Consider the following 14,161-nt stretch of genomic DNA (forward strand, 5'->3'; position numbering starts at 1 on the left):
CTACCAGTGATCTCCAAATCCTTGCCGCTGCCGCTAACCCCGGAATCAATCACCAACTTTGATTTGCCATCTGACGTATTCATGATGTTGACGCTTAAACCAAAGTTATTGGCGTCATTGTTGATACGCTTACGAATAGACTGCAGAGAATCCCCAGCTTTGACGTCCACATCAAAGCTCTTGTCACCAGCCTTTAACGTCAATTTTCCGTCTCGGGTAATAAGCGGTGTCGTCGAGGAGTCAAAGCTACCTTCGAATTTACTGGTTTTGGCCAATTGCTCAACACTGATGTCATATTGCCCATTGGAAGCTCCCGTCTTGCTCTCCACCTTTAGCACGGGTTTATCTTTGTCTTGGGTAATGTCAATTGAACGCTTGTTGAATGCATCATCCTTTGCCATCGCCTGCAAAGTTGTGACGAAAGAGGAGATGGCTGACTTGAGCTGCCCGACACCGGAGAGAGTAATCTGAGCATTAGTCTTTTTGGTGGTGATAGGCTGCATCAGTTGCGCCTTTTTGGCATTGACGCTAGCAGCAATCACTGACTCCAAGTCGAGTCCCGAACCGGCACCAGCAGACGTAATAGTAGGCATACTCACTCTCCTCTTAACTCTTCGTATCAGATCTCGTTATCAAGCAGTAGTCCGACGCGCGAATTTCCAACCGTACCATTGCTATCACGCAGATCCTTGATTCGTTTGCTGATAGCGAGCAACTCTTCGCTAGGGATCTGCCGGATCATTGACTTGGTCTCAGCGTCTACTACCTTGATCACAACCTGATCCAGATCTTTTTCAACACTGAAATTGACTGTCCAACCTTGCAACTTGCTGAACTCTTGCAAGTTTTGTACCTCATTTTCAATATCTGCATTCGACATATTCTGCTTGGTGTTTTTTTCTCCTGCCTGACTGTCTTGCTGTTTTTTCACATCCGGTTGTGCCGTCACCCGCTGCTCTTCTGTTGTACCAGATAGCACTTGAGCGGCCGGTTGGCCGCTCTTGCTACTTGACTGAAGAGAAGAAGGAGTGACCGATGACGGGATCCCAATTTCATTGGCCATATCGTCGCTCCTTTTGCTATCTCATCACTGCTTTTCTGTTAACCCAGCAGGGACAGAGCAGATTGCGGTCTCTGGTTGGCTTGCGCCAGGATACTGGATGCAGCCTGTTGCAGGATATTCTGCTTGGTCAGGTTGGCAGTCTCTGTCGCGAAGTCTGCGTCACGGATACGAGAGCGTGCTGCGCTCAGGTTTTCAGAGACGTTGGACTGGTTGCGAATGGTGGAGTCAAAGCGGTTCTGCACTGCACCCAACTCTGCTCGTTTGCTATCAACCGCCTTGATCATGAAATCAAGGTTTGCCATGGCGAGTTGAGCAGAACTGGCCGCTTTAATGCTGCTGACACTGGTAGATGTGACGGCAGTAGTAGCCTTAGTGACGGTGTAGGGTTCACCGGATGCGCTGGTTGCAACAGTAGCACTGCCTTTGGTAGAAGCTGCAATACCACTGATGGTAAACGCAGAGGTCATCTTGAAGGTGATGGTCTGGGTAGCATCAGCACCAACCTGGAACGACCCTTTATATTTGCCATCGAGTAGTTTTTGACCACCAAAAGTGGTGTCGTTGGAGATACGGTTGATCTCGGTTGTCAGCTGGTCGTACTCCTGTTGCAAAGCAGTACGGTCATCAGTGTTGTTAGAACCGTTTGAAGATTGCTGAGCCAAGGTACGCATACGTTGGAGCATGGAGGTCACTTCATCCATTGCACCTTCTGCTGTTTGTGCGACAGAAATACCGTCGTTGGCGTTGCGGTTACCTTGATCGAGGCCGTTGATCTGAGATGTCAAACGGTTGGAGATCTGCAGACCGGCAGCATCATCCTTGGCAGTGTTGATACGAAGACCGGATGCCAACCTGGTATAGGAGGTATCCAGAGACTTGTTGGTATTCATCAGGTTACGCTGGGCGTTCAGTGATGAAATATTTGTGTTGATGTACATGGCCATAAAATATTCTCCCGAAGAACATGCGACTGCAGGTTGCGTCGTCAAAACTGCACGACGGCCCACCGTTTGAAGAGAAGGTTGAACATTCCTGTCTCTTCAGGCGGGTGTCTGTTTGAACGGACAGCCACCCGCAGTAGTGCAAACGTTGGATTCCGAACACCCCTCGATTGCTTCATCTAGGTTAACGGCCACATTCACATAACCTTTAGGAAAATTGTTGCCGAAGGCGGCAAGAATTATCCGGCAAGCGGCAAACATAGAGGGCGGATAGAAAACGTACGACGGAGGAAACGCTATCAGGAGGGCATCAAAGATATTGGCATGTTTTGTGCTTTGACTTTGGAAGAGTGACGCTATCTTGGCGCCACAATAAAAAAAGAGGCCGGTAAACCGGCCTAAAACAGAGCGTATGCTCAGGAGAATATGACCAAGCGTGACAGAACTGAACAGCTGGACAACACTTGGCATTACTAGTAGAGAATTATATCTCTCCCGATAGAACAGAGTGCGAACCCGAACACCCCTTTGTTCCATCTCTTGACCAGGGCGGCCTGAACAACCGCCCTGTTTTCTTTTGTTAGCCTTGCAGCAGCGACAGTGCAGATTGAGGGCGCTGGTTAGCCTGAGACAGTATGGTCGAAGCAGCCTGTTGCAAAATATTCTGTTTGGTCAGGTTTGCAGTTTCGGTCGCAAAGTCCGCATCACGGATCCGTGAACGTGCTGCACTGACGTTTTCAGAGACGTTTGCCTGGTTACGAATTGTCGAATCGAACCGGTTTTGTACAGCACCCAATTCAGCACGTTTGCTATCCACAACCTTGATCATAAAGTCCAGGTTGGCCATCGCTAACTGAGCCGAGCTGGCCGCCTTGATGCTGCTGACACTAGTGGATGTCACGGCAGTTGTAGTCTTGCTGATGGTATAGGGCTCACCCGTAGCACTTGTAGCGATGGTCGCGCTCCCTTTGGTTGCGGAGGCCATACCAGAGATACTGAATGCAGTGGTCATTTTAAAGGTAATGGTCTGAGTTGCATCAGCACCGACCTGGAATGTTCCTTTGTAACCACCATTTAGCAGTTGCTGACCACCAAATGTCGTGTCTTTTGATACCCGATCAATTTCGGTCATCAGCTGGTCATATTCTTGTTGCAATGCAGTACGGTCATCAGTGTTGTTGGAACCGTTGGCAGATTGCTGTGCCAGGGTACGCATGCGTTGCAGCATACCGGTTACTTCATCCATCGCACCTTCGGCAGTTTGTGCCAGAGAGATGCCATCGTTGGCGTTGCGGTTACCTTGATCCAGCCCGTTGATCTGAGAGGTCAAACGGTTGGAAATTTGCAGGCCGGCGGCATCGTCTTTTGCGCTGTTGATGCGCAGACCAGACGCCAAACGGGTGTAGGATGTATCCAGTGATTTTGTCGTATTCATCAGGTTACGCTGAGCGTTGAGCGATGAAACGTTGGTGTTGATATAAAGGCCCATGACTATTCTCCTAAGCTATTAAATTTACTCTTCTATTTGCTCGAGCTTTATTATGTTTCGTGCCCGATGCGTCTTATTTAACGGCTCGTTTTTCGATGTCTTTAGCATTTTTTTCAACGCTTCATCGCATTAACGCCGCTTACCCTATTTATCGGCATGTCAGGGAATTACTTAAGAAAAAAATCGTCACGAAAGAGAAGATGGGAAGACCCGTATCAGCACACCTCCCGCCGCATAGCCAGCGCCCATACGACACCGATGGTTCCTCGAAGAGGAAAAAAATCGGGGCAGACTCGCAATTTTGCCCGCTGCATCTTGGCGGTTGACGCCGCCAGCCCCTAAAATCGCCGCCCCATCAACAATTTGACGTGAGTTGTTTCCATGCAGACAGTGGTTGAGCAGCTTGTTTACATCAGCGACATGTTTGGTACTGCGGTATTCGCGTTTTCAGGGGTTCTGGTGGCGGGCCGGCTCAGAATGGACGGATTTGGCGTCATGGTTTTGGCGGCAGTCACAGCCATCGGTGGCGGTACCATTCGCGATATGATCCTTGGGGCTACCCCCGTGTTTTGGGTTCGTGACCCACTCTACATCTGGGTGGTCATTGCAACGGCACTCATCGGTATGTGGATGGTCAAACTGCCCCGCCGCATGCCCTGGTATGTCTTGCCGGTAGCCGATGCCTTTGGACTCGCCCTCTTTACGGTGATCGGCGCCCAGAAAGCCCTCAACTTTGGTACTTCGGGGCTAATAGCTGTGTTGATGGGCACCATGACCGGGGTAGCTGGCGGCATGATCCGCGATGTGCTGGCCCGGGAAGTGCCCATGGTGCTGCAAAAAGAGATCTATGCCACCGCCTGTATCCTCGGCGGCATTCTCTACACGCTGGCACTGGAAGCCGATATGGATCGGGTCACCGCCATGCTTATCTGCATGAGCGCCGTATTTGGCCTGCGGGTTGCAGCCATCTACTGGCATCTCTCCCTGCCTACCTTCTCTCTACAGCGCAACAATTGAGGGAAGCCCCGCACAGTGTGCGGGGCTTCGCGTTGAACCAAACGCGCTTTTCTGTTGTCATACAACACAGTTGTTGTTAGCCGGAACTTCTCATGCAAAAGATCGGAATGTTCGCCACGCTCTTTCTCACCAGCGTGACGGCACTTCATGCCGAGGCACAGGCGGTGTTTGGTCGATTGGCCTCGGCGCCAGTACAGCAGTTCAATCAGGTAATACGTCAGGCCAGCAACGAGCAGCAAGGCTGGGTCAATGATTATCGGGAAGTGGCACTGCGCTTTGTCGGCCATGGCGACATGGCCAGTCGTATCCACGCCCAGCAGCTGGATAACGATCTGGTGCTCTCTGTCGCACTGGATGGCGCCCACAGTGACATGCTCTATATCCTGACCCTCTATCGCAGCAACAATCTCTGGCAGATGCGAGAAGCCGAGATGGGCTGGCGCTGTCAGGGACAGGACTCCTTCACCCCGGTCCCCTGCCCCTGACAGGCATGACAAAACAGGTGAAATAAAAAATCCGGCACATTGGCCGGATTTTTTATGGGAGATTGAGCGTCAAATTACGGACGGTAAACTTTGACGTTGGCAAAGCCTTTCTCTTTCAGGTAAAGCGCCTGCAGCTTGCTCATCACACCGCGATCACAGTAGAGCAGGTAGGTCTTCTCCTTGGGCAGATCGCCAAAGGCGGTAGCCAGCTTGAAGAAGGGGATATGCATGACCTCACGCCCTTCCACCAGCAACGGCTTCTCGTCGTGCTCGTCCATGGAGCGGATATCGAGGATCACCTCGTTGTCACCGCTCTCGGCGGTAGTCTCCACTTCCTGCACCTCGGCGGCGGTCTCTTCACCGATACGACGGATATCGAGGTAACGGGCCTCGGCCACCACCTTGTCCAGAATGGCGAAGTCGAAGTTGCCCTCTTCCTCTTCAATGCGCGTCAGATCGGCCTTCACGGTCGGCTTCTTGGAGATGACACCGCAATACTCCGGCATGGTCTCGGCGAACTCCAGGGTGCCGATGCGGCGGGCTTCACTGATGATGTCCGGCTTGTCCCAAGTGATAAGCGGGCGCAGGATCACCTTGTCGGTCACCCGGTCGATGACGTTCAGGTTGGTGAGGGTCTGGCTGGATACCTGGCCCACACACTCGCCGGTCACCAGCGCCGGGATCTGGAACTCGTCAGCCACTTTGGCGGCGGCACGCATCATCATCCGCTTGAGCACCACCCCCATCTGGCCGTTGTCGATCTTCTCGAGGATCTCGGCCACCACCGGCTCGAAGTCGACCGCGGTGAAACGTACCCGATGGGATGAACCGAAGCGGTTCCACAGATGATAGGCCACCTGCTTAACGCCGATTTCGTGGGCTGCGCCGCCCAGATTGAAGAAGCAGTAGTGCACCCGGCAGCCACGCTTGATGAACTGGAAGGAGGCCACACCGGAGTCAAAACCACCGGAGATGAGGCTCAGCACATCTTCCTGGGTCGCGATGGGCATGCCGCTCAGGCCCTGATGGATGGAGCTGACGATGAAGAGCTCCTCGCCGTCGATCTCGAGGTTGATCTTCACGTCCGGGTTCTTGAGGCGCACACCGTTGCTTTCACAGTGCTGGTTCAGACCGCCCCCCACGTAACGCTCAATCTCGAGGGAGGAGAACTCATGCTTGCCGTGGCGCTTGGCGCGCACGCAGAAGGTTTTGCCCTTGAGCTGGTCGCCCCACACCACTTTCACCTGCTCGAAGATGTCGTGCAGATCGGTAAACTTGCTGGCCTGCACCTCGAGGAAGGCCTGAATGCCCGGAATACAGGCCAAAGCTTCGATAGCCTGCTCGCGGAACTGGTCATTGCGGGAGCTCACGATCAGCTTGTCCCAATCCATCCGTACGCGGGCATCGTCGTCGAAGCGGCGCAGGACGTTGCGGATATTGCCCTGCAGGATCTTGATAAAGCGCTGGCGAACCGACTTGCTCTTGATGGTGATTTCCGGGAACAGCTTGATAATGAACTTCATGGGGGCTCTTTATAATTCCAGTAAAAACAGTGACTTAGGACGCTACTTTGGTAAGATTCTTAGAACGATTCGTACCATGACCAAACTCACATTATCTCACAGTGACCAGATTGTAGCTACCCTAGCCAAGCTCCCGATTAACACGTTTGGCACTCGTAGCACCCGAGACGTAGCCCTTGTGATCGCCAGTTGCCTAAATAAGGCGCAAGACTGGGCGATTACCTTATGCGTCAAAACCATTGCTGCCAAGTCGGCTTACTCCCCCCGAACAGTCCAACGCGCACTGAAGAAGCTGGAAGAGATCGACTTCTTCAACGTCTTCCGGCGTAAGCACCCAGAGAACGAGCGATTCAACTTCCCGTCTGTGTATAAGTTGGGGCCTGCTGTGCGTTCTCTTTTTAGCCAACTTGTCACCACCTCCCGTCACGGCTGTCAGGGTAAGTCTTTAAATTCTTTAAATCCTTTAGATCCCTTACATAAACAGAACTACAAGAAAGATCCCGCGCGCGAGAATGTGAATAGTGACAAGAAGAAAAAATCACCAGTTGCAAAGGTCGATACCGCAAGACTGAACCGCACACCGGAGCAGTGGGAAGCCCGTAAGCAAGAGGCTATGGCCCACAACAGCAGCGCCTTGGAGGCTCTGAAGCGCAAACGGGAAGAGATTCAGCGTCAATTTAATGACCCCTCCCCTGCTGCTGGCTACTGCAACCAGTTTGCTTTAGGGGGGCGGTGATGAAAGGTGTGGTGGTGTGTGTTTGTGCAGGGCTTGGCATTGAAACGGGCCAGGTATTTCCCGTGCTGGAAGAGAATGGGCGCGTCTGGGAGATTCTGCTAGGCGGGAGCTACAGGAAGATCAGCAAGCGGTCAGGTCGTGTGCAGGGCTGGAAGAATGGCCCGAAGTTTAAAGCTCCTGCTAAGTGAGCATAATCTCGCGTTTGTACGTGAAATTTGCGTATACCATAAGCGCCAAGAATTTAAACAGGAGCGCGGTTAGAGGCTACCATGACACCAATTTACGATGTGTTCTCACTAATCCCAGAAAGATCCTTTGGTTCCTTCAACGCAAAGAATCTGGCTTTGTATCTGGCAAGCCTGATGGATGAAGTAGGCTCAATCACGGTCAGGCCGTACAGGAGCGAAATAACTGAAGATTTGGGCATGAGTAACCATGCACTTCGGCAAGCAATGCTCCAGCTCACTGAGCGCAAGTTGATTGAGATCGAGCACTATGTTGATCAAGGCGGGGAAGGCTACAAGAGCAAGGCCAACTATTACACGCTGGGGATGGAAGCGATCAGGCACATAGAGTCCCTTGAAGAACCGCTGACGATTGACGAGCAAGAGTATCTGGAACAGGAAGACAAAGAGATTGCAGAAGAGGTAAAGAACAGGGCAATTATCGTCAGGCAGTATCTTGATTCTCTGAGTGAGAAGAACAGGAACCTCTTCTACAGCCTCATGAATGATCGCAATCTCCTACGCATAGAACCCGCAGGACACCTTGAGCAGGTCGAGCCTTAACCCTCCGCATCATAAAGCGCTCCTACGTGAAATCTTGAGTTCTACGTGTACCATAGTGGCCAAGATTTTAAGCAGGAGCGCGGCTTGTTGTGGTGTTATGCAGAAAGACCAAGCATTGTAGTCATTGCAGCAGCAGCCACGGCTTTGATCGTCTCAAAGGTCATGTCGAGCCCCTTGGTTTCAAAGGTCTCTTTGGTCTTGTTCCACACGGTATCGCTGCGGATTGAGTCTAGGAATTCATGCCCGTCCCACGTGAGCCCATTCACAGAAAAGCCTTTTGGTTCTCTTCCTGCTATTGGGTGCATAGAGCCATAAATAAAACCTTTATCAATCAATAGCTTCATGTGCTCTGAGACTAGATAGCGCTCTTCGTAAGTATCCATTTTGAAGGCAGCTATAGATAGGTTGCAGTCATAGCAACTCATACCTTCCACCTTAGTCAGCATTTCCCTGATCAAGTCCCAATCACGTTTCATCTAAATCCCCTTCATCAGAAAATTGCCCCAATAACCAAGATGTTACCTAATGAATCCTTCTTGGTAAATTCATCATTATTGGGATTGTTATTAATCTTGTGAGTTATGTGTCTGAATAGAACAGGAGGACAACAATGCAGCTAGACGAGTTCGTGAAATCTCAAAGTCTTCTGTGTACTATAACGAACCAAAATCTCACGTAGAAGCACATTATGTTGTTTTTATACAGCAAGACACAAAGTGAGCTTATCTCTCAGGAGGATGAATAATGTTTGTTGTTACCCTTACCTATGTTAAAGATTTGGAATCCGTAGATAGGCTTATTCCCGCTCACATTGAATGGCTAGAACGTCAGTATTCTGCTGGTGTATTCTTGGCATCTGGTCGCAGAGTTCCTCGTATCGGAGGGATTATTTTGGCAAATGGAGTGACTCGGGAAGAGCTAGAAGAGGTGCTACAAGAAGACCCGTTTAACAAAGCTATGATCGCTGAGTACGAAATTATTGAATTTGTACCTAGTATGACGAATTACCAATTGAGTTTCCTCAAGGAAGTCTGATGTAAGCCCTCCCTGTGGCGCATGGTCTATTATCTTAGCCCCTCCGGTAAATTCTGCAAAAAATCTGTGGGGGCATCTTGAGTAATGAAGCCGCGCCGTTTCCCCCCGTCCCCCCCCTCAAGCAGGCACAGGATCACCGCTGCTTGCATCCATGCCTAACTACGGGCAACCGATCACCATAACTCTCTAATGCAGGACAAGGCCAAGGGAACCCCAAGGCAGGGATAACCGTATCATAGCCGTCCACGTAGGGTATACCCATAGTGGATTTATTTTTGGTAGGTATTGACCCGTCCATTAAGTGTCTATAAAGTCTGTCCTCGTAGGGTCTTTGACTTCTGGTAGACAGTAGCGGGCCTTATGAATGGAGTGATGGCCTCCCCTAGCGCCAACTAGAGGAAGCCTGAGCGATACATCAACACGCTACCTGTGGGGTAAGTATGAAGATTGAAGCACTCGGGTTCGGAATCTACCGATTGTGGATGGACGGATCAAGCTACACCGTTCTGGGATGGAGTAATGTCTGGCGCTTTGCATGGTCAAGAGTTACGGATGGAAGTAATTAACATGATTGATTTGATGATAAAACTCCGGCGATTCAAGACGATGGAATCACTAGACACTGTAGCGGCTCGTATGCTCTCCAAGGCTTCCGCTACGGGCATCCAAGAGGAATTGAAGGTCATGGCAGCCATAGATCACCGAAGGGCTGAGATAGCGTCTGGAAGGCGTTTCGATGTGGGTAAGGTTCCCGCTGCTGCATGGGCTCTAGTGGATTGAGGTAAAGAGAAATGATTGTTGGTTATGCTCGCGTGTCTTCTGTAGGTCAGTCGCTTGATGTTCAGCTTGAGAAGCTACATGAAGCTGGGGCTGAGAAGGTCTATCAAGAGAAGGTATCCGGTAAGAGCACCACGAACAGGGCACAGCTTCAGGCCATGCTTGAGTTTGTCCGAGAGGGTGACACCGTGATGATCACCAAGCTAGACCGGATGGGTCGATCACTGGCTGACCTGCTGAAGATCGTGAATGGGCTGGAAGAGAAAGGGGTGAGCCTTCGTGTTCTGGATCAGTCCATCGACACAGGGAGCGCACAAGGCCGCCTGATGCTGTCCATGCTGGGAGCCTTTGCTGAGTTCGAGTTAGAGCTACGTAAAGAGAGACAGATGGACGGGATCGCCAAGGCCAAGACTGATGGGAAGTACATGGGCAGACCAAGGACTCTGGATGATGCACCGATACGGGAAGCCCTGCTGAAGGGAGACAAGAGCCCATCACAGATAGCAAAGGAACTTGGGGTCGGTAGGTCTACGGTCTACAAGGTAGCCAAGGCTATGAAGGATGAAGGCCAGCTAGAGCAGTAAGGTTATGAAGTATGGGGCTTTCTTGTTTTTAATAATCTCCACTAAATGAACGAGAAGGCCCCTAGAAGCTCCTGTGAGATCGACTGTGACAAGGCCATGTAATGCCATTCATGCAGCCTAGGATGATCTGAGAGGCGCATAGGCGGGCTCTGGTGGCTGAATCTCTTGCTGTCCATCTGTCCGCCCCTGTTTGGTCAACTCGAAGCTCTCCAACAGTTACCCATAAACTATCTACTCGCTGATTAACTCCTTGATTCCCTTCAGCTTGTCCTCAACATTCCCGCTCGCTATCCTGCCCAAGCATTACGCCTATCAACAATCTGCTTTATCAGCCCTCTTTTAGTTCTCAATTCGTTCTCCCTTAGTTCTCCATCAGCCCTTCTTCCGTCCCATCACCTGATTGACCTAGATGCTCCAATTTCCCCTGAGCAACCCGATAGACCAATCCAAGAACAAACCACATGACCGCACAACCAAACATTCAATCCAACATTCTCCCCAGCACTAAGCCAAAGCCTCTCCCTACGCTCACACCACAAGAGATCAAGGAGTTCAAATCAACATTGAAGCGGGTACGTGCCCGACAAGCGAACTGGTACTACAAACACAACCGTCCTCCCTTCGAGTTCCCAGATGATGAAGCAATAGCTGATTTCCTCCGTGTGTCTCCCCAAGCAGGAGCACAGCAAGAGAAGGGACAGGAGAAGGAGCAGAAGAAAGCAGGACGGCCACCTATCATCATTGACAACTCAGCCATGAGGGATCGTCTGCTTGGCCTCTCATTCGCTCTATTGCCTGCTCTGGATGATCTGTTTGTTGGTGCAGGCCGTCTCTTCCAGTCGAAGAAGGACAACACCAAAGACACTTCAGGCCGCCTCCTGTTCAACTTCTACAAGACATACAGCGAGATTAGCTCTGCCACGATCAAGGAGTTCTGGGAATGCGGGGACGATTACGTTAAGAAGATTTTCCCTCAGCTCCGTGTTGCGCACTTGGCATTAGAACGGCTGGCTATGAGTGAAAGACTCGATTGAAAATAAGTGTAGTATGCTAAGGAAGATCTCTTAGAACTCTATTAGACAACAATGAGATCTTTCCCAGAGACTCCAAGATAATGAACATTAGTAATAACAATTAAAATAAAACAGGTAGAGATCTTGTAGACAGAATCAGACAACACAAAGGCCCGAGATCTTTGGGTAAACCTGATTGACATTCTCCAAGACCATTTTTTTTGTTTTATCAACATTATTAATAACCAAGATCATCCCCAACAGAAGAAGCACAAGAGGCAAGATGGGTCTTAAAGAAGGTCAGCCCGATTTACCGTGCAGGTGGTCTTGCTGATTGTTATGTCTCAGATGAACCAATGCATTTTACGGATTGCGCATTTTGCATGACCCCAGATGAACCTCTCTATAGATTGTCCTGCTGGGTTCACCTATCAACAATTAAATAGGGACAAGGATGGAGCGTCCAAAAAACCGGAATCCGGTAAAATGGCCACCCCAAATGGAAATACCTGTTCGCCTCTTAATAATAATTGTGCTTTCTAGCGTCTTGAATGGAATGATTCCCTGAGCATAGAGGAACAGTCCTCCGCATTCAAATTCTCCAACAGAGGAACCAAACAGCATGGCTACTTATAACGGACGCTCCAAAGAGCCTCTATCAATTAAAAGAATCAAAGACTATGCAGGCACTCAATACCGTGTAGATACAGACCAAGCAGTAATTGCAAGCATGGAGGATCTTATCGAGCGAGGGATCAAGTTTAAGACTCCAATAAAGATCGCTCTGCTTGATGATACGTATTATCTTGTAGATGGATTCCACCGCCATCATGCTTACTGTAAGAAAGGGTTTGAAGAGATTCCTGCTGGTCAGTGGGAATGTATCGAAGTTGAAGACTTTGAGGAAGTACGCCTGCTTGCAAGGGGGGCCAATGTGGCTCACGGCAAGAGCAATACTGAGGCTGACTACCACTACATCATTGAATCACTGATGGAGCTGGAGTCTGGGGCATACATGAAGAACGTGTTTGAACCTGACATTTTGAAAATCGCTGAGGCTATTGGTGCTCCCATTCCAAGGGTTCGTGCAGGCTACTGTGATTACTTCGGAACGGAGAAAGAACCACACCCTTCGCTGTCTCAGATTTGCAAAGAGAAGCGGGATGCAGCAGTAATGAAGCTGCACCTTGAGGGCAAGAGTGATGGGGCTATTGCTAAACTGTTCAAGATGGAGCAATCAACAGTTACTAGGATTCGCGGGAAACTCGCACAAAATACGGAATCCGTAAAATGTTACACCCCAAACGAACCAAGTGTTATTCAATTGCTTCCAACTTCTAATCCACATGAAACACGGGTAGAAGATACAGGCGCATACTTGTCTTCTCTTGCAGAGGAACTGATGAATAAGGATGAGATTCTTGGTAACGAAAGCCCTCTCCCTCCTATTGACCTATCAGTGTTTGAACCCAAGCATAAGAAGCCAGACCATCCAGAGACACCAGAGGAACGGCTAGAGCGTGAGATCTTGGAAGGTGCAGAAGCTCTAAGCAAAATGGTAGCTGCAATTGAAATGCTAAATAAGGAACTGGCAAAGGCACAATCAGTATTTGAGGAAGAACTGGCTAAACAACGTGCTCGTTTTGCTAAGCGTGATGCACTCCCCACACAGGCAAAATGACACTCACACAAATAGCCCTTTGGGCGGAATGTGTGGGGCGCAGATAAAACACAGGACAAGAATGGGGCGTGTAAAAATGCGGAATCCGTAAAATGCAACACACTCCCCATCCTCATTTCCATCCCTAAACCACCAATAGAATAAACCCTGACTATAGAAGAGACGAACCTTTGCTCTCTCTTTCTAGCCTTCACTATCTATTTCTATCACCATTTTTGTAATAGAGGGCAAACAAATGCAACTTCTCAAGCGCCTATTCTCCACCATAACAGAAGATGCCCTGCAATCTGAAATTAATTCATTGCAAGAGCGTCTTAATAAAGCAGAGGAAGAGAATGAACAACTGAAGGCTGACCTAGCAGAACATACTGATCCAGAGAAACGATTAGAGGAATGCAGGAAGATGGCCCTGAGTTCACCTAATTACCTTGTCCGTAAATACCTGAAAGAAACAGCAGCTAAGAACGGTGCGCACTTCCCAAAGAAGCCTCACATTCCTGTTAACCGCTCCTGTTATCCTGAAGGTGTGCAACAAATAATTGGTGAGTCAAACGCTTGGAATAATGTGGTCTACCTGATTCTATGGAACCTAGACCTAATCCATGAAGATTATGTAGCAGCTCTACTCAGTGAGATTAACGGTAAGGACTACACACCTTATTACATTAAGAACATTACAAGAGGTGCCCGTTACACAAGCAAGGCTATCTATAAGCATGTCATGTTCAAGAACAACGTGCGTTGATTGAACGATAGAGAGTACCCATAACAACAATAAATAATAGAAGAAAGAATAATTTGAATAACTATAACAACGATAATTTCCCTATCCAGCAAACCCCAAGTATTCCAGGTCAAATTAATGGTACTGGTGATCCCCGTGCCTTGTACCGTAAATTGTTCGCTGGTGAAGTGCTGACATGTTTTAAAGACCATTGCTTTGCTCTGCGTACTATTAGTAAGCGTATTCTGCGAAATGGTAAATCATTTGATTTCCCAATGATTAGCTTTGTCCGAACAGCTCGGTAT

15 protein-coding genes and 1 pseudogene are annotated in these 14,161 nt (G+C 49.5%); 10 read left to right on the forward strand and 6 right to left on the reverse strand.

Annotated elements, in window-relative coordinates:
* The 4 genes from LG31_RS0107245 to flaB (LG31_RS0107260) form a co-directional block, all read right to left on the reverse strand.
* The coding region (locus tag LG31_RS0107245) for a flagellar cap protein FliD N-terminal domain-containing protein (protein WP_033113816.1) at window positions 1-593 on the reverse strand (593 nt) is incomplete at its 3' end.
* A gap of 26 nt (window positions 594-619) precedes the next feature.
* Window positions 620-1,063, reverse strand: coding sequence for a flagellar protein FlaG (locus LG31_RS0107250; RefSeq protein ID WP_033113817.1), 444 nt, complete (start codon window positions 1,061-1,063; stop codon window positions 620-622).
* Window positions 1,064-1,101: 38 nt separating this feature from the next.
* Window positions 1,102-2,007 carry a flagellin B gene (gene flaB / locus LG31_RS0107255; protein WP_033113818.1) on the reverse strand — a complete coding sequence of 302 codons (906 nt, stop codon included), beginning with the start codon at window positions 2,005-2,007 and terminating at the stop codon, window positions 1,102-1,104.
* 577 nt (window positions 2,008-2,584) lie between these two features.
* Complete coding sequence (gene flaB / locus LG31_RS0107260) at window positions 2,585-3,493, reverse strand: flagellin B (protein ID WP_033113819.1); 909 nt, start codon at window positions 3,491-3,493, stop codon at window positions 2,585-2,587.
* A gap of 381 nt (window positions 3,494-3,874) precedes the next feature.
* Between flaB (LG31_RS0107260) and LG31_RS0107265 the strand changes: the two genes are divergently transcribed.
* Window positions 3,875-4,510 carry a trimeric intracellular cation channel family protein gene (locus tag LG31_RS0107265; RefSeq protein ID WP_033113820.1) on the forward strand — a complete coding sequence of 212 codons (636 nt, stop codon included), beginning with the start codon at window positions 3,875-3,877 and terminating at the stop codon, window positions 4,508-4,510.
* A 92-nt stretch (window positions 4,511-4,602) separates the two neighbouring features.
* Window positions 4,603-4,995, forward strand: a complete 393-nt coding sequence (locus LG31_RS0107270; protein ID WP_033113821.1) for a hypothetical protein — start codon at window positions 4,603-4,605, stop codon at window positions 4,993-4,995.
* Window positions 4,996-5,069: 74 nt separating this feature from the next.
* On the opposite strand, the gene thiI is transcribed toward LG31_RS0107270, so the two are convergent.
* Complete coding sequence (gene thiI, locus LG31_RS0107275) at window positions 5,070-6,518, reverse strand: tRNA uracil 4-sulfurtransferase ThiI (protein WP_033113822.1); 1,449 nt, start codon at window positions 6,516-6,518, stop codon at window positions 5,070-5,072.
* 76 nt (window positions 6,519-6,594) lie between these two features.
* On the opposite strand from thiI, the gene LG31_RS0107280 reads away from it, so the two are divergent.
* Both LG31_RS0107280 and LG31_RS0107290 read left to right on the forward strand, forming a co-directional pair.
* Complete coding sequence (locus LG31_RS0107280) at window positions 6,595-7,254, forward strand: helix-turn-helix domain-containing protein (RefSeq protein WP_152598327.1); 660 nt, start codon at window positions 6,595-6,597, stop codon at window positions 7,252-7,254.
* Window positions 7,255-7,523: 269 nt separating this feature from the next.
* Complete coding sequence (locus tag LG31_RS0107290; protein WP_033113824.1) at window positions 7,524-8,042, forward strand: hypothetical protein; 519 nt, start codon at window positions 7,524-7,526, stop codon at window positions 8,040-8,042.
* 95 nt (window positions 8,043-8,137) lie between these two features.
* Here the strand turns inward: LG31_RS0107290 and LG31_RS0107295 are convergent, their stop codons facing one another.
* Window positions 8,138-8,518, reverse strand: coding sequence for a DUF2513 domain-containing protein (locus tag LG31_RS0107295; RefSeq protein ID WP_033113825.1), 381 nt, complete (start codon window positions 8,516-8,518; stop codon window positions 8,138-8,140).
* A 268-nt stretch (window positions 8,519-8,786) separates the two neighbouring features.
* Between LG31_RS0107295 and LG31_RS0107300 the strand changes: the two genes are divergently transcribed.
* The 6 genes and pseudogenes from LG31_RS0107300 to LG31_RS21585 all read left to right on the forward strand — a co-directional run.
* Entirely contained in the window at window positions 8,787-9,077 is a 291-nt protein-coding gene (locus LG31_RS0107300) for a YciI family protein (protein WP_033113826.1), read from the forward strand.
* Between the two features lie 791 nt (window positions 9,078-9,868).
* A complete protein-coding gene (locus LG31_RS0107310) occupies window positions 9,869-10,438 on the forward strand; it encodes a recombinase family protein (RefSeq protein ID WP_033113827.1) in 570 nt (189 codons plus the stop codon).
* 461 nt (window positions 10,439-10,899) lie between these two features.
* Window positions 10,900-11,472, forward strand: a complete 573-nt coding sequence (locus LG31_RS0107315; protein WP_033113828.1) for a hypothetical protein — start codon at window positions 10,900-10,902, stop codon at window positions 11,470-11,472.
* A 601-nt stretch (window positions 11,473-12,073) separates the two neighbouring features.
* Complete coding sequence (locus LG31_RS20125) at window positions 12,074-13,132, forward strand: ParB/Srx family N-terminal domain-containing protein (protein WP_050513425.1); 1,059 nt, start codon at window positions 12,074-12,076, stop codon at window positions 13,130-13,132.
* A gap of 235 nt (window positions 13,133-13,367) precedes the next feature.
* On the forward strand, window positions 13,368-13,877 hold the full coding sequence (locus tag LG31_RS0107325; RefSeq protein WP_033113829.1) for a hypothetical protein: 510 nt from the start codon (window positions 13,368-13,370) through the stop codon (window positions 13,875-13,877).
* Between the two features lie 53 nt (window positions 13,878-13,930).
* Window positions 13,931-14,161: pseudogene (locus LG31_RS21585) on the forward strand (capsid protein); the annotation flags it as partial.

Source organism: Aeromonas lacus, assembly GCF_000764665.1.
GTDB classification, from domain to species: domain Bacteria; phylum Pseudomonadota; class Gammaproteobacteria; order Enterobacterales; family Aeromonadaceae; genus Aeromonas; species Aeromonas lacus.

Coding starts and splice junctions, on each gene's coding strand:
- LG31_RS0107250 (WP_033113817.1), bottom strand. CDS start 1,063: ATGGCCAATGAAATTGGGATCCCGTCATCGGTCACTCCTTCTTCTCTT.
- flaB (WP_033113818.1), bottom strand. CDS start 2,007: ATGGCCATGTACATCAACACAAATATTTCATCACTGAACGCCCAGCGT.
- flaB (WP_033113819.1), bottom strand. CDS start 3,493: ATGGGCCTTTATATCAACACCAACGTTTCATCGCTCAACGCTCAGCGT.
- LG31_RS0107265 (WP_033113820.1), top strand. CDS start 3,875: ATGCAGACAGTGGTTGAGCAGCTTGTTTACATCAGCGACATGTTTGGT.
- LG31_RS0107270 (WP_033113821.1), top strand. CDS start 4,603: ATGCAAAAGATCGGAATGTTCGCCACGCTCTTTCTCACCAGCGTGACG.
- thiI (WP_033113822.1), bottom strand. CDS start 6,518: ATGAAGTTCATTATCAAGCTGTTCCCGGAAATCACCATCAAGAGCAAG.
- LG31_RS0107280 (WP_152598327.1), top strand. CDS start 6,595: ATGACCAAACTCACATTATCTCACAGTGACCAGATTGTAGCTACCCTA.
- LG31_RS0107290 (WP_033113824.1), top strand. CDS start 7,524: ATGACACCAATTTACGATGTGTTCTCACTAATCCCAGAAAGATCCTTT.
- LG31_RS0107295 (WP_033113825.1), bottom strand. CDS start 8,518: ATGAAACGTGATTGGGACTTGATCAGGGAAATGCTGACTAAGGTGGAA.
- LG31_RS0107300 (WP_033113826.1), top strand. CDS start 8,787: ATGTTTGTTGTTACCCTTACCTATGTTAAAGATTTGGAATCCGTAGAT.
- LG31_RS0107310 (WP_033113827.1), top strand. CDS start 9,869: ATGATTGTTGGTTATGCTCGCGTGTCTTCTGTAGGTCAGTCGCTTGAT.
- LG31_RS0107315 (WP_033113828.1), top strand. CDS start 10,900: ATGACCGCACAACCAAACATTCAATCCAACATTCTCCCCAGCACTAAG.
- LG31_RS20125 (WP_050513425.1), top strand. CDS start 12,074: ATGGCTACTTATAACGGACGCTCCAAAGAGCCTCTATCAATTAAAAGA.
- LG31_RS0107325 (WP_033113829.1), top strand. CDS start 13,368: ATGCAACTTCTCAAGCGCCTATTCTCCACCATAACAGAAGATGCCCTG.